17 protein-coding genes, 1 tRNA gene and 1 pseudogene are annotated in these 20,296 nt (G+C 58.7%); 11 read left to right on the top strand and 8 right to left on the bottom strand.

The genetic code is table 11. The annotated features are described in order from the left end of the window. Positions 1-107 precede the first annotated feature (107 nt). Positions 108-689, bottom strand: a pseudogene (locus tag ABVR31_RS03215) (tyrosine-type recombinase/integrase); the annotation flags it as partial. A 169-nt stretch (positions 690-858) separates the two neighbouring features. Next, positions 859-943: transfer RNA gene (locus ABVR31_RS03210), tRNA-Leu, on the bottom strand. 249 nt (positions 944-1,192) lie between these two features. On the opposite strand from ABVR31_RS03210, the gene ABVR31_RS03205 reads away from it, so the two are divergent. Continuing rightward, on the top strand, positions 1,193-1,708 hold the full coding sequence (locus ABVR31_RS03205; protein ID WP_104093767.1) for a DUF2501 domain-containing protein: 516 nt from the start codon (positions 1,193-1,195) through the stop codon (positions 1,706-1,708). Between the two features lie 109 nt (positions 1,709-1,817). On the opposite strand, the gene ABVR31_RS03200 is transcribed toward ABVR31_RS03205, so the two are convergent. Further along, entirely contained in the window at positions 1,818-3,197 is a 1,380-nt protein-coding gene (locus tag ABVR31_RS03200; protein WP_372771805.1) for a PLP-dependent aminotransferase family protein, read from the bottom strand. Between the two features lie 120 nt (positions 3,198-3,317). Here ABVR31_RS03200 and ABVR31_RS03195 point away from each other — a divergent pair, with 120 nt between their 5' ends. The 5 genes from ABVR31_RS03195 (at position 3,318) to ABVR31_RS03175 (ending at position 6,473) form a co-directional block, all read left to right on the top strand. Next, positions 3,318-3,743, top strand: a complete 426-nt coding sequence (locus ABVR31_RS03195) for a GNAT family N-acetyltransferase (protein WP_372771804.1) — start codon at positions 3,318-3,320, stop codon at positions 3,741-3,743. A gap of 11 nt (positions 3,744-3,754) precedes the next feature. Continuing rightward, positions 3,755-4,360 carry an FMN-dependent NADH-azoreductase gene (locus ABVR31_RS03190; protein ID WP_371221598.1) on the top strand — a complete coding sequence of 202 codons (606 nt, stop codon included), beginning with the start codon at positions 3,755-3,757 and terminating at the stop codon, positions 4,358-4,360. Between the two features lie 12 nt (positions 4,361-4,372). Continuing rightward, positions 4,373-4,852 carry a carboxymuconolactone decarboxylase family protein gene (locus ABVR31_RS03185; RefSeq protein WP_372771803.1) on the top strand — a complete coding sequence of 160 codons (480 nt, stop codon included), beginning with the start codon at positions 4,373-4,375 and terminating at the stop codon, positions 4,850-4,852. Positions 4,853-4,947: 95 nt separating this feature from the next. Continuing rightward, complete coding sequence (locus tag ABVR31_RS03180) at positions 4,948-5,583, top strand: hypothetical protein (RefSeq protein ID WP_021506729.1); 636 nt, start codon at positions 4,948-4,950, stop codon at positions 5,581-5,583. A gap of 212 nt (positions 5,584-5,795) precedes the next feature. After that, entirely contained in the window at positions 5,796-6,473 is a 678-nt protein-coding gene (locus ABVR31_RS03175) for a MarC family NAAT transporter (RefSeq protein ID WP_021506728.1), read from the top strand. 112 nt (positions 6,474-6,585) lie between these two features. Here the strand turns inward: ABVR31_RS03175 and ABVR31_RS03170 are convergent, their stop codons facing one another. The 3 genes from ABVR31_RS03170 to ABVR31_RS03160 are packed head-to-tail and all read right to left on the bottom strand — an operon-like array spanning position 6,586 to position 10,374. Then, on the bottom strand, positions 6,586-7,836 hold the full coding sequence (locus ABVR31_RS03170) for a cytochrome c (protein ID WP_372771802.1): 1,251 nt from the start codon (positions 7,834-7,836) through the stop codon (positions 6,586-6,588). Between the two features lie 4 nt (positions 7,837-7,840). Beyond that, the gene (locus ABVR31_RS03165; protein WP_125311423.1) at positions 7,841-9,610 is read right to left on the bottom strand and encodes a GMC family oxidoreductase; all 1,770 of its coding nucleotides are present in this window, start codon (positions 9,608-9,610) and stop codon (positions 7,841-7,843) included. Between the two features lie 32 nt (positions 9,611-9,642). Continuing rightward, positions 9,643-10,374 (bottom strand): gluconate 2-dehydrogenase subunit 3 family protein, encoded by a 732-nt coding sequence (locus ABVR31_RS03160; protein WP_222951607.1) that lies wholly within the window; start codon positions 10,372-10,374, stop codon positions 9,643-9,645. Between the two features lie 525 nt (positions 10,375-10,899). On the opposite strand from ABVR31_RS03160, the gene ABVR31_RS03155 reads away from it, so the two are divergent. The 3 genes from ABVR31_RS03155 (at position 10,900) to ABVR31_RS03145 (ending at position 15,448) form a co-directional block, all read left to right on the top strand. Continuing rightward, positions 10,900-12,474 carry an ABC transporter substrate-binding protein gene (locus ABVR31_RS03155; protein ID WP_372771801.1) on the top strand — a complete coding sequence of 525 codons (1,575 nt, stop codon included), beginning with the start codon at positions 10,900-10,902 and terminating at the stop codon, positions 12,472-12,474. A 170-nt stretch (positions 12,475-12,644) separates the two neighbouring features. Next, complete coding sequence (locus ABVR31_RS03150) at positions 12,645-14,147, top strand: helicase HerA-like C-terminal domain-containing protein (protein WP_372771800.1); 1,503 nt, start codon at positions 12,645-12,647, stop codon at positions 14,145-14,147. 23 nt (positions 14,148-14,170) lie between these two features. Beyond that, on the top strand, positions 14,171-15,448 hold the full coding sequence (locus ABVR31_RS03145; RefSeq protein WP_372771799.1) for a DUF445 domain-containing protein: 1,278 nt from the start codon (positions 14,171-14,173) through the stop codon (positions 15,446-15,448). A gap of 116 nt (positions 15,449-15,564) precedes the next feature. On the opposite strand, the gene lptG is transcribed toward ABVR31_RS03145, so the two are convergent. Together lptG and lptF are read right to left on the bottom strand one after the other, a co-directional pair. Next, complete coding sequence (gene lptG / locus ABVR31_RS03140; RefSeq protein WP_021506721.1) at positions 15,565-16,641, bottom strand: LPS export ABC transporter permease LptG; 1,077 nt, start codon at positions 16,639-16,641, stop codon at positions 15,565-15,567. Next, a complete protein-coding gene (gene lptF / locus ABVR31_RS03135; protein ID WP_031279533.1) occupies positions 16,641-17,741 on the bottom strand; it encodes an LPS export ABC transporter permease LptF in 1,101 nt (366 codons plus the stop codon). Before lptF ends, lptG begins: the two co-directional genes overlap by 1 nt. A gap of 267 nt (positions 17,742-18,008) precedes the next feature. Here lptF and pepA point away from each other — a divergent pair, with 267 nt between their 5' ends. Next, positions 18,009-19,520, top strand: coding sequence for a leucyl aminopeptidase (gene pepA, locus ABVR31_RS03130; RefSeq protein ID WP_021506719.1), 1,512 nt, complete (start codon positions 18,009-18,011; stop codon positions 19,518-19,520). A gap of 314 nt (positions 19,521-19,834) precedes the next feature. Then, a complete protein-coding gene (locus ABVR31_RS03125; protein WP_058757215.1) occupies positions 19,835-20,293 on the top strand; it encodes a DNA polymerase III subunit chi in 459 nt (152 codons plus the stop codon). Positions 20,294-20,296 lie beyond the last annotated feature (3 nt).

The raw sequence follows: 20,296 nt of genomic DNA, 5'->3' as shown, positions 1-20,296 counted from the left end.
ACTGATATCTATAGGCTCTTTAACACTTTCATTACGAGCAATTTCAGCATCGTACATTTTTCACCCACCAACGAAACACATCCAGAGGTTAATTATTTTTATATTAATTAAACACATACACTAGATGTTACCCCGATTGATTTTTGCTTAGTCAAACGGACTACCTCCATATCCCAATTCGCATCCAAAAAATCAGCCCACCACTGCAACATCAGTCTGCGCTCATCCAGATGCTCGGCCTTATGAATATAAGCCGCACGCACAGAGTTACGCTCCATATGACTCATCTGCCTTTCAACCGCATCCCTCGACCACAATCACGATTCTATCAATGAACTACATGCCATCGTCCTGAAACCATGCCCACAGACCTCTACCTTTGTGTCATAACCCTTTACGCGCAGTGCCTGATTCATCATGTTTTCGCTCATCGACTTGCGAGGGTTATGCTCGCCAATAAAAACAAAATCACGATTGCCACTGAGCTTATGAAACTGTTTAAGGATGTCCAATGCCTACCGAGATAGCGGCATCAGATGAGGTGTACGCGTCTTTGAACCACAGTGTGAGTGTTTAATCCCTTCGAAATCTTCTCGTTCTGTCGGCATCGCTCACATTGCCCTTTCAAAATCTATTTCAGACCAACGAGCAAAACGCAATTCGCTAGAGCTAATGAACATCAACAAGGTGGGTACAAACATTATCGAACCGGGAAACACTCGCAGTCGTAACCACATCAGTAAATTGATGTGGATTGAATCAGGTTGACTTAGGTTGAATGAAAAGCGAAGAAAGCCTCACGGAGCCAGAATCCCAGACACAAAAAAAGCCGCTAGTAAGCGACTTCGTTGCATCAGATGGTGCCGAAGGCCGGACTCGAACCGGCACGTATTTCTACGGTTGATTTTGAATCAACTGCGTCTACCGATTTCGCCACTTCGGCACTGAAGAGGATGCGGAAAACGTGGGCGATTATACCGTTACGCGCTTGCGGCGCAACCGGAATCGATGGGGATGTGCGCTAAGCGTCGAAAAAAGCAGCGCTGCCAAAAACGCTGCGCAAAACCCCGGCAATCGCCTCCGGAACACTCCCAAACTCGCGCGCGGCGGCCACTTCTCCGGAACTTTCTGCCGCTGCATGCCTCTTAACCACAACTGACGCAGTCAGACGTATAAGCACAACGAGGTTGAGATGAAAAAAGCAACACAACGGTTAGTTTGGGGATGGGGTATCGCGGCGGCTCTGGTGGCCGGCAGCGCATCGGCGGCGAGCTGGCAGGATCAGCTGAGCAGCGCCGCATCGCAGCTGTCGCAGCAGAACAGCGGCAACACCGCCACCAGCAACACGCAGAACGGCGGCCTGTCGCTCTCTTCGCTCAGCGGCCTGCTGAACGGCGGCGATAAAGCGGTGAGCGCCAATAGCATGACCAACGCCGCCGGCGTGATGGAATATTGCGTGCAGCACAACGTGGTGGATAACAACGTGAAGTCGGTGAAAGATCAGGTGCTGAATAAGCTGGGCCTGAGCAGCACCACCGCGCAGCAGCAGAAAACCGATTACCAGCAGGGGATTCAGGGCCTGCTGAATACCGGCAACGGCCAGCAGCTGAATCTGCAGAGCCTGAGCAACTCGCCAATGGGTGAGAAGCTGAAAACCAAAGCCTGCGATGTAGTGCTGAAGCAGGGCAAAAAATACATCGGCATGTGATTCCTTCGCGCGGGTTCAGAGGCCGCCTTCCTGCCGTCTGAATCGCCGCTCACCTTATGCCAGCCGGCGCGGGCTGTCCCCCGCGCCCTCTTCTCACCCCACGCTGCCGCTATACTGCCAGCAACGTCCGCGTCGCATCCGCCACGCGCGCCAGCAGCGCCCTCGCCTGTTCAAACGACTGAATATTGGTGTAGCCAATCACCAGGCCATAGCGCTTTTGCGTCTGCGCGTACCAGCCCGACAGCGGCCGCACGTATAGCGCCTGCTGCGCCCACAGCGTCGCCAGCGCCACGTCCTGCGTGCCGCGCCGCAGAAACGCCACGATGTGCATACCGCCGTCGGTCAGTTCAAAGGTAAACAGCCCCGGAAAACAGGCTTCGATGGCCTCCAGCATCATACGGCGCCGCTGCTGATACAGGATGCGCATCTTTTTGATGTGGCGATAAAAATGCCCTTCGCTGAGAAACTGCGCGAGGATCTTCTGCGGCAGCAGCGGCAGGCCGGTTTCCAGAATCTCGCCTAGCTCGCCGAACTGCGCCAGCGTCTGCTGCGGCATCACCAGATAGCCGATGCGCATCGCCGGCATCATGGTTTTGCTGAAGGTGCCGGTGTAGATCACCCGGTCGTGCACATCCAGGCTTTTCAGCGCCGGAATCACCTTACGCGTGTAGTGAAATTCGCCGTCGTAATCATCCTCAATAATCCAGCTGTCATGCTGCTGCGCCCACGCCAGCAGCTGATGCTTGCGCGGCAGCGACAGGCTGACCGCCAGCGGGCTCTGGTGCGTTGGCGTCACCACCGCAAAGCGCGCGTCGGCGTGATAGCGCAGCAGATAATCCACGTCGACGCCCTGCCCATCCACCGGCACATAGTGCAGGTTGGGTGCGATGCGCTTCAGCAGCTGCTGGCCGAAGAAGTAGCCGGGATCTTCGAACAGCACTTTGTCGCCCGGCTGCGCCAGCACCGCCAGAATCAGCCGCAGGTTGGCGCGGTAGCCGCTGGTGATGAAGATCTGTTCCGGCTGGCAGTTGAGGCCGCGCGAAATGTTCAGGTAGCTGGCGATGGCCGCCCGCAGCGGCGCATATCCCATCACCGGCGGTATCATCATCTCGTCCGGCCGCAGGCTGCGCGCCGCTTTCGCCGACATCAGCCGCCACTTTTTATGCGGAAACTCGTCCAGCGCCGGTATGCCGAGCCGCAGCTCGCCTTTGCCCTCGGTCACCGGCAGCAGCGCGGGCGTCGTCGCCGGTGCGCGCGGTGGCGTGGCTGCGCTCGCCAGCTTCAGCTGCGGATTAACGCGCGTGCCCTTCGCGCCCTGGCTGACAAAATAGCCTTCGCCGATGAGGATCTCATAGGCGGCCTCCACCGTTTTACGCGCCACCTGCAGTTCGCCCGCCAGCACGCGGATCGCCGGTACGCGATCGCCCGGCCGGAGCTGTCCGGCAAGAATCTGCTGCCGGAAACGCTGGTAAATCTCTTTGTAACCCACGCGTCACTCCTTCCTCAGCCACTGCGCTATGTCCTACCTGTTTTCACGCGTAATGGCCCTGTTCGCTCAGACATAGCAGTTTAAGATGCAGGCATTCCCCCCGCAATACGGATGACAGCCATGAATATTGTGCATTACGCCACCGCAGAACAACTCGCGCGCTGCTACCCGCTGATGCGTGCGCTGCGCGGGCGGCTGGCGGATGAGGCGCAGTTTATCGCTCAGGCGCAGCGTCAGCAGGCGCAGGGTTATCGCCTCGCCGGTATCGAACATCAGGGAGAGCCGGCGGTGCTGGCCGGTTATCGCCTGCTGGAGAATTTTATCCATGGCAGCTTCTGCTACGTCGATGACCTGGTGAGCGATCCCGCGCTGCGCGGTCAGGGCTTCGGCGCCGCGCTGCTCGACGGCTTAGCGGTGCTGGCGCGTGAGTACGGCTGCCGCCGCATGGTGCTGGATACCGCAATCAGTAACACCCGGGCGCAGGCGTTTTATCAGCGCTGCGGCTATCAGGCGCTCGGCCTGCATTTTTATCGCTCTATCGTATGAGGAATCACTGCATGAATGTGCTGCACATTAAAGTCAGCCCGGATCTGGCGGGATCGGCGTCGCGCATCGCCTCGGCGCGTCTGATCGAAAAGCTGCGCAGCCGCCATCACGATCTGCACGAGACGGTGCTGGATCTGGCGCAACAGCCGCTGCCGCATCTGGATGCCTTTACCATCAGGGCTTTTTTTACCCCACCGGAGGCGCGTGATGAAGCGCAGCGTAACGCCATTCGCACCTCGGAACAGCGGGTGGATCAGCTGTTTGCCTGCGACACCCTGGTTATCTCATCGCCAATGTGGAACCTCGGGCTGCCGTCGGTGCTGAAAGCCTGGTTCGACCATATTACCCGCGCCGGCCGCACTTTCGCCTTTACGCCCGAAGGCACCAAAATCGGGCTGGTGAGCGGCAAAAATGTTTACTGCGTGATGGCCAGCGGCAGCGTGTTTGCCCACGGGCCCTTTATGCAGGATGACCAGTTCACGCCGTACGTGCGCGCGGCGCTGGCGTACATCGGCATCAGCGATGTGCAGTTTATCCGCGTCGACGGCACGCACGACCCGCTCAGCCGTGCCCGCGCGTTACCCGAAGCACTCGAAACCATTGAACGTCTGTTCTGACGGAGGAAAATCATGACTCAACGCGTTAACCATTTCAAAACCACCCCGGCGCTGGCCAAAGCGATGTCGGATTTGTCGAACAGCGTCGCCAGCGCGTCGCTGGAGAAGTCGCTCAGGCATCTGGTGGATATCCGCGCCTCGCAGCTCAACCACTGCGCGTTCTGCCTCGATATGCACATCAAGCAGGCGGCGATTGACGGCGAGCACGAGCTGCGGCTGCACCATGTGGCGATCTGGCGTGAATCGCCGCTGTTCAGCGCGCGGGAGAAAACCGCCTTTGCCCTGACTGAAGCGCTGACGCGCATTGGCGAGCACGGCGTTGACGAGGCGCTATACGGCGAGCTGCGCGCGCACTTCTCCGAGGTGGAGATCAGCGAGCTGACCTTTAAGGTCGCGGTGATTAATACCTGGAACCGGCTGATGATCCTGTCGCAGATGGCACCCGGCGCGCTCGACAGCGCTTACGGGCTGGATCGTGCTGATTTGCGGTAATTTTTATCGCCAGTGGCTGCGGCTGCTGGCGATAGCATGTTTTTCTGCGCGCCCTGACGCTATAGTGAAGTTTTGCACCACACAGGACACCGCGCATGAAAGGCATCAACATTGCGATTTACTTCGATCCCGACCTGATTCGCATCTGCGTTCACCAGCCGGATGACAGCTACCTCAGCCAGACGTTTCATTACGCCGACAGCGTGATTGAGGAGATTTATCAGTGGCTGGAGCAGTTCACGCCGGGTCGCACCCACATTTGCCTGATTGAGCACGACACCGCCGATATCCTCGCCGATGAGCTGGTGGACAACGGTTATCACGTGCATCAGGTGAGCCAGCATGCGCTGCTCAGCTGGTTCGCCAGTGAGCCGCCCGCCACGCCGGACGGCTCGCCGGTGCGCGCGCTGCTGCGCTATCTGGAGAACGAGAAGCCGGCAGAGTATCAGTCACGCACGCCGCAGATTGAAGCGCTGATGGAGTTGCTGGATGAGCTGGACGATCTGGAAGGCGTGGAGAGCGAGGAAGATGAGGATAACCTGCCGGATAACGTGCTGCGCCTGATGAAGCAGAAGAAAATCAGCGCCAGCGACGCCGCCCAGCGCCTGTTGCCAGACGTGAATGAACGCATTCGCGAGCATCTGATTCATTATCCCGAGCTGATGACGCCGGATCTGCTGGAAGATTTTTTCCCCGAGTTGCTGGAAGCGATGGAAACGCCGAAGCATTGATGCTGTCCAGGTGCGCATAAATGCGCACCCTACGAAAAAACCGGTGTACAGGGTACTGTAGGGTCGCCATTCATGGCGACCGTTGAGCTGGCAGCTGCGCGCATAAATGCGCACCCTACGAAAAAATCGGTGCACAGGATACTGTAGGGTCGCCATTCATGGCGACCGTTGCGCTGGCAGCTGCGCGCCTGATATTAACCAGGGAATAAATCATGCTGGAACTGTTCAAAGCCATCGGGCTCGGCCTGGTGGTGATTTTGCCGCTTGCTAACCCGTTAACCACCGTGGCGCTGTTTCTCGGCCTCGCGGGTGACATGAACTTTCAGGAACGCAATCGCCAGGCGCTGCAGGCGTCGATCTACGTGTTCCTGATTATGATGGTCGCCTGGTACGCCGGTAACGCGGTGCTGCACACCTTTGGCATCTCGATTCCCGGCCTGCGCATGGCCGGCGGGCTGATTGTCGCCTTTATCGGCTTTCGCATGCTGTTCCCCGCCAAACCGGTCGGGCATTCGGTGGAGGCCAAACACAAGCTGGATGAACTCGACGCCAGCGACGATCCGCGCGAAACGGTGAATATCGCCTTTGTGCCGCTGGCAATGCCGAGCACCGCCGGACCGGGCACCATCGCGATGATCATCAGTTCGGCCTCGACGGTGAAAGCCGGCGTCGATTTCCCCGCGTGGGTGGTGGCCATCGCGCCGGTGCTGACGTTCCTGGCGGTGGCGGTGATTTTATGGATTTCGCTGCGCAGCTCCGGCGCCATCATGAAGCTGGTCGGCAAAGGCGGCATCGAAGCGATTTCGCGCCTGATGGGGTTTTTACTGGTGTGTATGGGCGTGCAGTTTGTCATCAACGGCGTGCTGGAAGTGGCGCACACCTTTCATTAAAAAATAAAAAATCGCACCCTACGTTAGCGGCGCGATTCATCGCGCAATGCCCGACCTCACGCGACGCCGGGCATTGCCCTCAGGACAGCGCGCCAGGTCGCGCCGCTACGTTTTAATGCAGCGTTTTCCGCACATCCGCCACCTGCTCTTTCGTCACTGCCGGCGCGTGGTTGCTCCAGCCCTGACGAATAAAGGTGGCCAGCTGCGCCACTTCATCATCGGTCAGACGATACGCAAACGGCGGCATCGCCAGCGTCGACGGCGCTTTCTCCGTTGAGGGCTGCTGCGCACCGGCCAGAATGGTGTGAATCAAGCCGCTGGGGTCCTGCGCATTGACGATAGTGCCCTGATCCAGCTCCGGGAAGATCCCCGGTGCGCCTTTGCCGGTGACAAAGTGACAGGCACCGCAGTTGTCGAGATACAGACGCTCGCCTTCGCTCAGATTCTTCGCCGCCGTCAGCTTCGCTTCGGTCTTCTGCTGCGCCTGCACGTCGTACGCCTGCAGCGGCGGATTGCCGCCGAGGAACTTGAGGTAAGCGGCAATTGCTTGCAGATCGGCATCCGTCATATGCGAGCTGGAGTGCTCCACCACGGACGTCATCTCGCCGCCCACTGCGGCTTTATCGTTACGTCCGGTTTGCAGATAATCGACAATCTCCTGCTCGCTCCAGCGTGGCACACCGCGCAGCGATGGCACCTCCCAGTTATTCAGGCTGCCGCCGGCGAGGAAGCGATCGTCGCTGCTGTCCAGCGCCTTCTCGTTCATGCCGAGGCCGCGCGGCGTGTGGCAACTGCCGCAGTGGCCGAGGCTTTCCACGATGTAAGCACCACGATTAACCTGCGCTGACGCGCCGCTAATCGGCTGGAACGGCCTGTCCGAAGTAAACGCCCAGTTCCAGAAACGCATGCCCCAGCGCTGGCTGAACGGGAAGCTCAGCTTGGTTTCCGGCGGCTGTTCGCTGTCCGGCTTCACGCCCTGCATGAAGTAGACGTACAGCGCGTGCAGGTCTTCATCGCTGATTTTGGCGTAATCCGGGTACGGCATCGCCGGGTAGAGGCGCGAGCCGTCCGGCAGTACGCCTTTGCGCACCGCGTCCGAGAACTGCTGCTCACTGTAGTTGCCGATGCCGTGCTGTTTATCCGGCGTGATGTTGGTGGAGTAAATGGTGCCGAGGTTCGACTCAATCGCCAGTCCGCCGGCGTAATCCGCTTTGCCGGCTACGGTATGACACGCCATACAGTCGCCAAGGCGCGCCAGATACTCGCCCTTTTTAATCAGTGATGCGTCATCTGCTGCCTGCGCCTGCACCGCACAGCTGCCCAGCAGCACCGCGTGAGCGATTAACAATGATTTTAATTTCATGTGCTTATGCCTGTACCAGTGGGCCGGGATTCTGCAAATAGTGCTCTTTAATAGCCTGCGCCGCCATCAGGGTAATCGCGCCGATGGTGTCGGTCGGGTTCGCCTGGAAGTTCTGCGGGAAGGCGTTACCGCCCGGCACAAACACGTTGTGCACATCCCAGCTTTGCAGGTACTTGTTCAGCGCCGAGGTTTTCGGGTTGTCGCCCATCACCGCGCCGCCCACGTTGTGGGTAGAGACGTATTTGGTCAGGTCAAAGTCAGCGCCCATCGGCAGGAAGCTCATGCTCATGCTGTCCGGATTCAGCTCTTTGGCGATGTCGCCAACGATGCCTTTCAGGTGCTGCTGCAGCTTGAGCTCGTTCTGTTTCCAGTTAAAGGTCATGCGCAGCAGCGGCTGACCGCGATGGTCGGTGTAGTGCGGATCCAGATCCAGATAGATATCGCGGTACGACTGGCAGGTGGTGGTAATACTGATCTTCATCGAATGGTTGTACCACTGCTCCAGCCCCTCTTTGTACCCCATGCCCCAGCTCGGTGTGCCTTTCGGCAGCGCGGTGCCAATTGGCGTACCGGTCGCCTGCGAACTGTGGATTTTGGCGCCGCCGAGGAATCCGAGTCCCGGACCGTCGAAGTTGCCAGGCGAGATGTCGTTAAACATCTGACCGGTCGCGCCAGCGGTGGCGAAGGCGTTGAAGTTTTTGTCCTTGAAGAACAGTGTGGCGCCGCCGTTGGAGAGAAACGCATAGTTACGCCCGACGACGCCCTCTTCGGTGATCGGGTTGTAGGGCTTGCCGATGCCGGACAGCAGCATCAGGCGCACGTTGTACAGCTGGAAGCTGGAGAGCACCACAATCTTCGCCGGCTGGAACACTTCGTTGCCGTCAGCGTCGAAATAGAGCACGCCTTTCGCAGTTTTGCCGTCGTCGTGCAGTACCACTTTGTACACTTCCGCGTGCACTTCATAGGAGAAGTTCGGCATGCGCTTCAGCGCATCCATCACCGCCGTCTGCGGCGAGGCTTTTGAGTAGTTCAGGCACGGATATTTAGAGCAGTAGCCGCAGTAGTTGCAGGGAGCGATCTGGTTGCCGTACGGGTTTTTCCACGCGCGTGAGACGCAGGCTGACGGGTTCGGGAACGGATGATAGCCGAGCTTCTTTGCCGCCTCTTTGAACATCACGTTGTTCAGCGTATCGTCCAGCGCCGGCAGCGGATACGGCTCGGAACGCGGGCCTTCAAACGGATCGCCGCCTTCCAGGATCTGCCCGCGCAGGTTACCGGTGGTGCCTGACTGGCCGCAAATCAGCTCAAACTTGTAGAAATACGGCTCGATCTCATCCCAGGTGAATGGGAAATCCATCACGCGCATGTCATCCTGCAGGATGCCGGGCTTATACGCCTGATCGACATAGGTTTTCAGTTTGATATCAGTCGGCGTCGGGCGAATCAGTACCGCCGTCCAGTGCATGCCCGCGCCGCCGACGCCGGTACCCGGGGCAAACGCGCCCCATTTACGGGTCGGCAGCGCCGTCTGGTCCATGTTGTAACGCACGGTGACCGCCACTTCTTTCGGCGTGGCGAACACTTTATTGCGCACGTTATAGGCGTACTCATCGGCCGGTTTCGGGTAAGCGAAATCCGGGTAGTCGCGCTCGCCGCCGCGCTCAAGGGCGCGCACGTCCAGTCCAGCCAATGCCAGCTCGATGCTCATCAGCGAGCCGGCCCAGCCGAGGCCGCACACCACGACGTCGACTTCTTTCTTTGTAATCTGTGCCATGTTTTTCTGTCTCACATACCAAATACGGGGATTCAGGCGCGTTCGCCCATCAGGCTGACCGGTCCGAGCGGATACGGCACGTTGTGCTGCTTCACCCACTCGGTGAAGCTGGCGCGTGCCCCCGGGAAGCCGATGGCGATCCAGGCTTTCATGCCTTTGTTGCCGCCGTACATCGGGTCAGCGAGGTAGCCGTGTTTGGTATCGGAAAGCAGCTGGCTGAAGAACTGCGAGGCTTTCAGGTTCGGTTCGCCCAGCGCGGCGAAGTCGATACCGTCGTTTTTATTCACTTTGGTCAGCACCGCGTCTTTCTCAACCAGCGTCAGCTGCGAGAACGCTTTGTGGTAGGTGCTCTGCGTCCACTGCTCCACCAGTTTGATGCCGGTGCGATACATCTGCTGCGGCGTGAACGGGATCTGATAGCCCATGGTGGCGGGCGCGTGCACATCAAACGGCCCCTGCAGGTAGATCTCTGCGCCGAACTCCGGGCTGTGCAGCTGCTGGTCAATGAAGATCGGCACGTTGGTTTCCAGCGCACCCGGCGCTTTGCCGTTGCCACCGGCGGGGATCAGGCGATCGGTCGCGGCCAGAATAAATTGCCACTCCTCAGCGCTAAAAAAGATCGGTTTATAGTCGGCAAGGTCCGGTGCTGCCATTTCCGCAGCCTGGGCTGCAGTCAGTCCTTTTAAAACCAGGTCGCTTAATGGCAAAGCCAGCAACGACCCAAGTAAAAACTTACGTCTGGTGGTCGGTTTTTCTAAAAGCATGGCGCGACGACTCTCACTTGCTAAGAAAGGGAATTATTTTTGTTAATAGATTTATAAATCGGCAAACAAGCTGGCAATCTTATGGATACAAATATTTCAGGATGTAAGCATTAAATTATAAATGTGTTTTGATGAGAAACCATCAACCTGACGAAAAGTCGCCAGGGGCTATGGACGCGCTTTCGCAGCGGGAATTGCGCTTTTAACCGTACAAATGCAAGGAGATTAGCGTCAGAGACTGGGCAAATGACTGAAACAAATCGGCGTGAGAAATAGTCGCTTAGCTTAATTAATCAGAAAAAATCATACTTCCATACCAGAGCTTATGCTTATCAATAACCGCTTATTGGCTGAATGCGCAACGTCTGAGCGATTTATTTCCTGAATATGACAGCGCGCGCACAAAATAACCGATTAGTTAATTGCCGGTATTAATTGTTATTTCCGGCACAGCTCAGAACAAACCGGCATTTAGCCAGCAGCGCGACAGCGATAAAGTCGTCGCATCAATTACTCAGGATAATCATGATGCGAGCACTCTTATTGTTCTTCACCTTATTCAGCAGCGCCTTTGCCCTGCAGGCCGCCACGCCAAAAGACACGCTGGTGGTGGCCGTGCCGCTCGACGGCATTATCAGCTTCGACCCGGCAGAAAGTTTTGAGACCGTCAGTAACAGCGTGCAGCGCAATATTTATCAGACTCTGGTAGAGGCCGATCGCGATGCGCCACAAAAACTCGCGCCGCTGCTCGCCACCTCATGGCAGCCCGGCAGCACGCCGCACAGCCTGGTGTTCAATCTGAAACCGGATGCGCATTTCGTTAGCGGTAACCCGGTGACCGCGCAGGACGTGGTGTTTTCGCTGACGCGCGCGGTGCAGCTCAATAAAGCCCCGTCGTTTATTCTCGCTGAGTTTGGCTGGACGGCGGACAACATCGCCAGCCAGCTGCGGGCGGTGAACGATCATCAGCTGGAGATTCAGTGGCCGGCGCAGATTGGTCAGGACCTGGCGCTGCGCCTGCTGACCGCGCCGGTAGCCTCGGTGGTGGACAGCAAAACCGTGCAGCAGCACATCATCGCCAACGACAGCGGCAACGGCTGGCTGCACACTCACTCCGCAGGCAGCGGCGCATTCAGCATCCAGCAATACGTGCCGCAGCAGGCGCTGGTGCTGAGCGCAAATCCGCACGCCAGCCCGCAGCCGCAGCTGAAACGCATCCTGCTGAAAGGCGTGGCCGATGCCGGTGCGCGCCGCCTGCTGATTCAGCAGGGCGATGTCGATGTGGCTTACCAGCTGGGCCCGGACCAGATCGATGCGCTGAAAAACGACCAGCAGTTGCGCATTGAGGCCTTCCCGTCGAGCCTGGTCTATTACCTGGCGTTTAATACGCAAAACAAAGCGCAGCCGGCGCTGGGTAATCCGGCGCTGTGGCAGGCGGCGCGCTGGCTGGTGGATTACAACGCCATTTCACGCGATCTGCTGAAAGGCCAGTACCGTATTCACCAGAGCTTCCTGCCGCAGGGCTTTGATGGCGCGCTGGAGAATCAGCCGTTCCATTATGATGTGGCCAAAGCTAAAGCGATCCTGGCGCAGGGCGGTATCAGGCCCGGCAGCAAATTCTCGCTGACGGTGATCAATCAGCCGCCGTACATCGACGTGGCGCAGGCGCTGCAGGCCAGCTTTGCCAAAGCCGACGTGCAGATTGAGCTGCAGCCGGTGGCGGAATCGGAACTGTGGGGCAAAATGCGCGGCCGTGATTTCCAGTCGATCTTTATTTACTGGGGCGCCGACTATGTGGATCCGAATACCAACGCCAGCGCCTTTGCCTATAACGTGCCGGGCGGCTCGAAAACGCTGGCGTGGCGCGTTGGCTGGGAGATTCCCGAACTGAGCGCGCAGACGCGCACCGCAGCCGGTGAGAGCGACGCCAGCCAGCGCCGCACGCTGTATACCGCACTGCAACAGCGCGTACAGCAGGATTCGCCGTTCGTGGTGATGCTGCAGGGCGCACAGCAGGTGGCGGTACGTAATAACGTCAGTCACGTGCAGCAGGGCATCGGCGTGAGCCTGCTGTTTTTCGATGCGGTAGAGAAGAGGTAGGTCGGTACGCGCTGCCCCTCATCCCAGCCTTCTCCCGCCCGCGGGAGAAGGGCCAATCGCGCGGGCAGCAACCGGAACGCCCCTTATTTTTCACCCAAATATCCCTCTCTCTCCCGCGCACCGCTTGCTATTCTTTGAGTCATTACGCAATGCCGGAGAGCGCAACCATCATGACTACCCCACTGCTGATCGCCCAGACGCCTGACCTTCAACTGCATCTGCTGCCCGCCATGGCTAACCGTCACGGACTGATAACCGGTGCGACCGGCACCGGTAAAACCGTGACGCTGCAAAAGCTGGCAGAATCCTTCTCCGCCATCGGCGTGCCGGTGTTTATGGCCGATGTCAAAGGCGATCTTTCCGGCATTGCGACCGCGGGCGACAGCTCGGAAAAGCTGCTGGCGCGGCTGGCGAAGATTGGCGTCACCGACTGGCAGGCGCAGAAAAATCCGGTGATGCTGTGGGATATCTTCGGCCAGCAGGGCCATCCGGTGCGCGCAACGGTGTCCGATCTCGGCCCGCTGCTGCTGGCGCGACTGCTCAGCCTCAACGAGGTGCAGTCCGGCGTGCTGCAAATTATCTTCCGTATCGCCGACGATCAGGGCCTGCTGCTGCTGGACTTCAAAGATTTGCGCGCCATGACGCAATACATCGGTGACAACGCCAAAGCGTTTCAGACGCAGTACGGCAATATCAGCAGCGCCTCGGTGGGCGCCATTCAGCGCGGCCTGCTGGCGCTGGAGCAGCAAGGGGCAGAACACTTCTTTGGTGAACCAATGCTGGATATCCGTGACTGGATGCGCTGCGATGCTGACGGCAAAGGCTTCATCAATATCCTGGCGGCGGAAAAGCTTTATCAGCAGCCGAAACTCTACGCCACCAGTCTGCTGTGGCTGCTGGCGGAACTGTATGAACAGCTGCCGGAAGCCGGCGATCTGGACAAACCGAAGATGGTGTTCTTCTTTGACGAAGCGCATCTGCTGTTTAACGACGCGCCGCCGGTGCTGCTGGAAAAAGTGGAACAGGTGATTCGCCTGATTCGCTCGAAAGGCGTTGGTGTGTACTTTGTCACGCAGAATCCGGCGGACATTCCGGATAATGTGCTCGGTCAGCTGGGTAACCGCGTGCAGCATGCGCTGCGTGCCTTCACGCCGAAAGACCAGAAAGCGGTAAAAAGCGCCGCCGAAACGATGCGCGCCAACCCGGCGTTTAATACCGTGGAGGCGATTCAGGCGCTGGGCACCGGCGAGGCGCTGATCTCTTTCCTCGATGAGAAAGGCAGCCCGTCGATGGTGCAGCGCGCCATGGTGATCGCGCCGGGCTCGCGCATGGGGCCGGCCACTCCTGATGAACGCAACAGCCTGATCAACCATTCGCCGCTGTACGGCAAATACGACAGTGCCGTCGATCGCGAATCGGCGTTCGAAATGTTACAGCAAGGCGTGCAGGCCGCGCCGCAGCAGGCCGATGCGCCGCCCAGCAAAGGCAATAGCGTGGCGGTGGATGACGGCATTCTGGGTGGGCTGAAAGAGATTCTGTTCGGCAGCACCGGGCCGCGCGGCGGCAAGCGCGACGGCGTGGTACAGAGCGTGGCGAAAAGCGCGGCGCGCCAGGTGACCAATCAGATCATCCGCGGCGTGCTGGGCAGTCTGCTCGGTGGACGCCGCCGTTAATCGCCCTCTGCTATGATCGTGGTATGGATAAATATCAACAATTAAAACGGAGCAAGCGTCTGGCCCTGTCGCTGCTGCTGATTGCCGCCGCGATCTTCGTCGTGACGCTGTTTCTGCCGCCCACGTTCTGGGTGCTGGGGCTGAAGGCGATTGCCGAAGCGGCGATGGTCGGTGCGCTGGCCGACTGGTTTGCGGTGGTGGCGCTGTTTCGTCGCGTGCCGGTGCCGTTTATCTCGCGCCATACGGCAATCATTCCACGCAACAAAGATCGCATCGGCGAGAATCTTGGCCGCTTCGTGCAGGAGAAGTTTCTCGATACCGATTCGCTGCTGGCACTGATTCGCCGCCACGATCCGTCACAGCTGCTGGCGCAGTGGCTCAATATGCCGGGCAACGCCGATCGCATTGGCCGCCATCTGCTGCAGGTGATGCGCGGTTTCCTCGATCTTACTGACGATCAGCGTATTCAGCGCTTTTTGCGCCGCGCGGTGCACCGCGCACTGGATAAGGTCGATCTGACCCAGTCCAGCGCGCTGCTGCTGGACAGCCTGACCAAAAACAATCGCCATCAGGAACTGCTTGACGCTGCTGTGCAACAGCTGCTGCGTCTGCTGCACAAACCCGGCACGCGCGAGTTTATCGCGCTGCAAATTGTGCGCTGGCTGAAACGCGAACATCCGATCAAAGCCAAAGTGCTGCCGACCGAATGGCTGGGCGAACACAGCGCCGAGCTGGTCGCCAACGCGGTGGATTCGATTCTGGATGAAGTGGCGCGCGACCAGGGCCACGAATTTCGCCTCGGTTTTAACCGCGCGGTACAGCGCCTGATAGAGCGACTGAAAAGCGATCCGGAGATGGCCGAACGGGCTGAGACCATCAAACACTGGCTGAAAGAGGATGAGTCATTTAACCGTTATATCGGCGAGCTGTGGCAGGACCTGCGCCGCTGGCTGAAGAGCGACCTCAACAGTGACGATTCGCGCGTGCAGGAGCGGGTGCGGCTGGCGGCGCTGTGGCTGGGCGAAACGCTCGCCGCCGATGAAGCACTGCGTGCCTCAATGAATCAGCATCTGGAAGACGCTGCGCGCAGCGTCGCGCCCGAGTTTGCGGCGTTTCTCACCCGTCACATCAGCGATACGGTGAAGAGCTGGGATGCGCGCGAGATGTCGCAACAGATTGAGCTGAACATTGGTCGTGATTTGCAGTTTATCCGCATCAACGGCACGCTGGTGGGCGGTACCATTGGCCTGGTGCTGTTTTTGCTGTCACAGCTGCCGGGTTGGGTGCAGACGTTGCGCTAACGGTGCGGGCATCGACCTGGTCGCCATGAATAAAAAAAGGTCGCCATGAATGGCGACCCTACGGTAACGGTGCGGGAATGACAGGGGCGCCCTGAATCGCGCCCCTGCAACCCTCACTACCGCCGTTTCAGCAACAGGTACAAACTGATGGCGAAGAATGCGCCGCTCGGCAGAATCGCGCCCAGCACCGGCGGTAAACCGTACACCAGACTCAGCGGCCCGAAGATCTGATCCAGCACGTAGAACAGGAAGCCAAAGCTGATGCCGGTGACCACGCGCACGCCCATCGATACGCTACGCAGCGGACCAAAGATAAACGACAGCGCCATCAGCATCATCACCGCCACCGACAGCGGCTGGAAGATTTTGCCCCACATATTCAGCAGGTAGCGCCCGGATTCCTGGCCGCTCTGTTTGAGATATTTGCTGTAGTTATACAGACCGCTGATCGACAGCGCGTCCGGGTCCAGCGCCACCACGCCCAGCTTGTCTGGCGTCAGATTGGTTTTCCATTCGCCGCTCAGGCTCTGTGAACCGGTAATCTGCTTCGGATCTTTCAGGTCCGACTCATCCACCTGCGACAGCTCCCACAGTTTGCGATCTTTATTCCAGACCGCGGTGGCGGCATAGCGCACGCTCAGCAGACGCCGCTGATCGGTAAAGCGATAGATACTGACGCCGTCGATCTCGTTGTCGCCTTTAATGCGCTCAATGTAGATAAAGTCGTTGCCGTCTTTCGCCCACAGGCCGTTTTGCGTCGAGACCAGCGAGCCGCCGTACAGCTGCTGCGCCCGGTAGTTACGCGCCATCTGCTCGCCCTGCGGGGCGACAAACTCGCCCACCGCCATGGTCAGCAGCACCAGCGGAATCGCGGTTTTCATAACCGCCAGCGCCACCTGCAGACGGGTAAAGCCGGAGGCCTGCATCACCACCAGTTCGCTGCGCTGCGCCAGCGTGCCCAGCCCCAGCAGCGCGCCCAGCAGCGCCGCCATCGGGAAGAAGATCTCGATATCTTTCGGCACGCTGAGCAGCGTGTAATAACCGGCATCCAGCGCGGTATACGCGCCCTGCCCGGTTTTACGCAGCTGATCGACGAACTTAATGATGCCCGACAGCGACACCAGCATGAACAGCGTCATCATGATGGTGTTGAAGATGGTTTTGCCGATATAGCGGTCAAGGACCTTAAACATCACACGGATCCTCCACGGCTAAAGCGCGCGCGGAAACGGCGCATCGGCACGGTATCCCATACGTTGAGCGCCACCGCCAGCGCCAGATACGCCAGGTTGACCACCCACATCCAGATCGCCGGATCAAACCGGCCTTTCGCCGCGTTGGAGCGCAGTGAGCTCTGCAGCAGGAAGAAGATCAGGTAGAGCAGCATTGCCGGCAGCATCGACAGCACGCGGCCCTGCCGCGGGTTAACCACGCTGAGCGGCACCACCATCAGCGCCATCACCAGCACAGCGAACACCAGCGTCAGACGCCAGTGCAGCTCCGCCTGGAACTGCGGCGTTTTGGTTTTTATCAGCGTGCTGATATCGGCCTGATCGGCATCGTTAGGATCGAGCACCGCCTCTTTGTATCCGACCAGCGCCTGATAATTGACGAAGTCGGTTATGCGGAAGTCACGCAGCAATGCCGTGCCTTCGAAGCGCGTGCCTTTATCCAGCGTCACCGTCTGCGAGCCATCTTTGTGCTGCTCCATGTGACCGCTGTCGGCCAGCACCACCGATGGCCGTGCATTGCCCTTCGGCCGCAGCTGCGCCAGGAACACGCTGCCGAACTTGTTGCCTTTCACGTCTTCGACGAACAGCACGGTATTGCCGTCGCTGGAGGTCTGGAACTGCCCCGCCGCCAGCGCCGCCGCTCCCGGGTTGGCTTTGGCATTTTGTGTCACTTCATCCTGATAGCGCGAGGACCACGGGCCAAGCCAGATCACGTTGACCGCCGCCACCAGCGAGGTGAACAGCATCAGGATCATCGCCGCTTTAATCAGGACGCCTTTACCCAGCCCGCAGGCGTGCATCACCGTAATTTCACTTTCGGTGTACAGCCGCCCAAGGGTCATTAAAATCGCCAGAAACAAGCTTAGGGGCAGGATAAGTTGTGCCATTTCAGGCACGCCAAGTCCTAACAATGTCAGAACCAGATTTGTTGGGATTTCGCCATCCACCGCCGCACCCAAAATCCTGACTAACTTCTGGCAAAAGAAGATAAGTAGCAGGATGAACAGGATAGCCAGCTGGCTTTTGAGCGTTTCCCGAACCAGATATCTAATGATGATCACGCTTAGTACGCCTGTGAAAACTTGTCTTTTTGCAGGAAAATCGCTAGTTTCAACGCTTATCAGCCATTTTTCTTCATCAATGGCCGTCATGGTAGCTAAAATAGTATGACGAACGCGTTAGGGTGGTGAAAAAACAACACATTGTCACCCCACTCATTATGGCCGCCGGCGTTAAATTGTCATGGCGTCGCAACAAATTAATGGGTTACGAACGCGCTACATTCTAACGACAGCTAAGGCCGTTGTCTTTAAGATTCAGGAGAGTGCATGGAGTTCAGTGTAAAAAGCGGTAGCCCGGAAAAACAGCGCAGCGCCTGCATTGTGGTTGGCGTTTTCGAACCGCGTCGTCTGTCACCGATTGCCGAGCAGCTGGATAAGATCAGCGATGGCTACATCAGCGCGCTGCTGCGCCGCGGTGAGCTGGAGGGCAAAGTGGGCCAGACGCTGCTGCTGCACCATGTGCCAAATATCCTGTCCGAACGTATCCTGCTGATCGGCTGTGGTAAAGAGCGCGAGCTGGATGAGCGCCAGTACAAACAGGTGATTCAGAAAACCATCAATACCCTGAACGACACCGGATCGATGGAAGCGGTGTGCTTCCTGACCGAGCTGCACGTTAAAGGGCGCAATACCTACTGGAAAGTGCGCCAGGCGGTAGAAACCTCTAAAGAGGCGCTGTACAACTTCGACCAGCTGAAAAGCAACAAAGTTGAGCCGCGCCGTCCGCTGCGCAAGCTGGTGTTCAACGTGCCGACCCGCCGTGAGCTGACCAGCGGTGAGCGCGCTATTCAGCACGGTCTGGCCGTTGCCGCCGGCGTCAAAGCGGCGAAAGACCTGAGCAATATGCCGCCGAATATTTGTAACGCCGCGTATCTGGCGTCGCAGGCACGTCAGCTGGCCGATGCGTACAGCAAAAACGTCACCACCCGCGTGATTGGCGAACAGCAGATGAAAGAGCTGGGCATGAACGCCTATCTGGCGGTCGGTGCCGGTTCGCACAACGAGTCGCTGATGTCGGTGATTGAGTACAAAGGCAGCAGCGACGCCGATGCGCGCCCTATCGTGCTGGTAGGTAAAGGGCTGACCTTTGACTCCGGCGGCATCTCCATCAAACCTGCCGAGGCGATGGATGAGATGAAATACGACATGTGCGGCGCGGCGTCGGTGTACGGCGTGATGCGCATGGTGGCGGAGCTGAATCTGCCGCTGAACGTGGTCGGCGTGCTGGTGGGCTGTGAGAACATGCCGGACGGGCGCGCGATGCGTCCGGGTGACGTGCTGACCACCATGTCCGGCCAGACGGTTGAAGTGCTGAATACCGATGCCGAGGGCCGTCTGGTGCTGTGCGATGCGCTGACCTACGTTGAGCGCTTCGATCCGGAAGTGGTGATTGACGTCGCTACCCTGACCGGCGCCTGCGTGATCGCGCTGGGCCATCACGTCAGCGGGTTGATGTCGAACCACAATCCGCTGGCGCACGAGCTGATTAGCGCATCAGAGCAGTCGGGCGACCGCGCGTGGCGTCTGCCGATGGCCGACGAGTATCAGGAGCAGCTGGAATCTAACTTTGCCGATATGGCCAACATCGGTGGCCGTCCGGGCGGCGCAATTACCGCCGCCTGCTTCCTGGCACGCTTTGCGCGTAAGTTTAACTGGGCGCACCTGGATATCGCCGGCACCGCCTGGCGCTCCGGCAAAGCCAAAGGCGCGACCGGCCGTCCGGTGCCGCTGCTGTCGCAGTTCCTGCTGAACCGCGCTGGCCTGAACGGCGACGATTAAGAGCCGGGGCGAATGCTGCAACGGTGCGTATGGATGCGTTAAATACCGTGCGGCCATTGAAACGGTGCGCATGAATGCGTTAAATACCGTGCGGCCATTGATACGGTGCGCATGAATGCGCACCCTACGGTGTAGGGTCGCCGTTCACGGCGACCTGATTATCAGCAGCCCGGTTTACAGGGTCGCCATTGATGGCGACCTGATTATCAGCCGCACGGTTTACAGGGTCGCCATTCATGGCGACCTTATTATTGGACGCCGCAATCTTACTGTCGCACAATGCGCCCCACTGTCATTGATGGAAATAACCTGCCATGAAAAACGCCACCTTCTTCGTGATGGAGTCTGAAAGCGCCAGCGACGGCTTAAGCGCCATCGAAGCGCTGGTGTGCGAGTTGGCCGCCAGCCGCTGGCGAGACGGTAAGCGCATCCTGATTGCCTGCGAAGATGAACAGCAGGCCAATCGGCTGGATGAAGCACTGTGGCAGCGTCCGGCCAACGCCTTTGTGCCGCACAACCTGGCCGGCGAAGGCCCGCGCTACGGCGCGCCGGTTGAGCTGGCCTGGCCGCAGCGACGCGGCAGTGCGCCGCGCGATCTGCTGATCAGCCTGCTGCCGCAGTTCGCAGATTTTGCTACCGGTTTCCATGAAGTGATAGACTTCGTACCTTATGAAGAATCCCTGAAACAACTGGCGCGCGACCGCTATAAAGCGTATCGCAGCGTTGGTTTCCAATTGAATACGGCGACGCCACCCCCGCCGCAAACGACATAGCAG

Origin of the sequence: Pantoea sp. WEP (genome assembly GCF_041678305.1) — a bacterium.
In the GTDB taxonomy this organism is placed as follows: Bacteria; Pseudomonadota; Gammaproteobacteria; order Enterobacterales; family Enterobacteriaceae; genus Pantoea; species Pantoea dispersa.
The sequence above is the reverse complement of the archived record's forward strand: the minus strand, read 5'-3'. Positions and strand labels throughout refer to the sequence as shown.

Excerpts from the sequence above, each read along its gene's own strand:
- ABVR31_RS03190 (WP_371221598.1), top strand. The coding sequence starts at position 3,755 with ATGAATGTGCTGCACATTAAAGTCAGCCCGGATCTGGCGGGATCGGCG.
- ABVR31_RS03170 (WP_372771802.1), bottom strand. The coding sequence starts at position 7,836 with ATGAAATTAAAATCATTGTTAATCGCTCACGCGGTGCTGCTGGGCAGC.
- ABVR31_RS03175 (WP_021506728.1), top strand. The coding sequence starts at position 5,796 with ATGCTGGAACTGTTCAAAGCCATCGGGCTCGGCCTGGTGGTGATTTTG.
- ABVR31_RS03155 (WP_372771801.1), top strand. The coding sequence starts at position 10,900 with ATGATGCGAGCACTCTTATTGTTCTTCACCTTATTCAGCAGCGCCTTT.
- lptG (WP_021506721.1), bottom strand. The coding sequence starts at position 16,641 with ATGTTTAAGGTCCTTGACCGCTATATCGGCAAAACCATCTTCAACACC.
- ABVR31_RS03185 (WP_372771803.1), top strand. The coding sequence starts at position 4,373 with ATGACTCAACGCGTTAACCATTTCAAAACCACCCCGGCGCTGGCCAAA.
- ABVR31_RS03180 (WP_021506729.1), top strand. The coding sequence starts at position 4,948 with ATGAAAGGCATCAACATTGCGATTTACTTCGATCCCGACCTGATTCGC.
- pepA (WP_021506719.1), top strand. The coding sequence starts at position 18,009 with ATGGAGTTCAGTGTAAAAAGCGGTAGCCCGGAAAAACAGCGCAGCGCC.
- ABVR31_RS03125 (WP_058757215.1), top strand. The coding sequence starts at position 19,835 with ATGAAAAACGCCACCTTCTTCGTGATGGAGTCTGAAAGCGCCAGCGAC.
- ABVR31_RS03205 (WP_104093767.1), top strand. The coding sequence starts at position 1,193 with ATGAAAAAAGCAACACAACGGTTAGTTTGGGGATGGGGTATCGCGGCG.
- ABVR31_RS03165 (WP_125311423.1), bottom strand. The coding sequence starts at position 9,610 with ATGGCACAGATTACAAAGAAAGAAGTCGACGTCGTGGTGTGCGGCCTC.
- ABVR31_RS03145 (WP_372771799.1), top strand. The coding sequence starts at position 14,171 with ATGGATAAATATCAACAATTAAAACGGAGCAAGCGTCTGGCCCTGTCG.
- ABVR31_RS03150 (WP_372771800.1), top strand. The coding sequence starts at position 12,645 with ATGACTACCCCACTGCTGATCGCCCAGACGCCTGACCTTCAACTGCAT.
- ABVR31_RS03160 (WP_222951607.1), bottom strand. The coding sequence starts at position 10,374 with ATGCTTTTAGAAAAACCGACCACCAGACGTAAGTTTTTACTTGGGTCG.
- ABVR31_RS03195 (WP_372771804.1), top strand. The coding sequence starts at position 3,318 with ATGAATATTGTGCATTACGCCACCGCAGAACAACTCGCGCGCTGCTAC.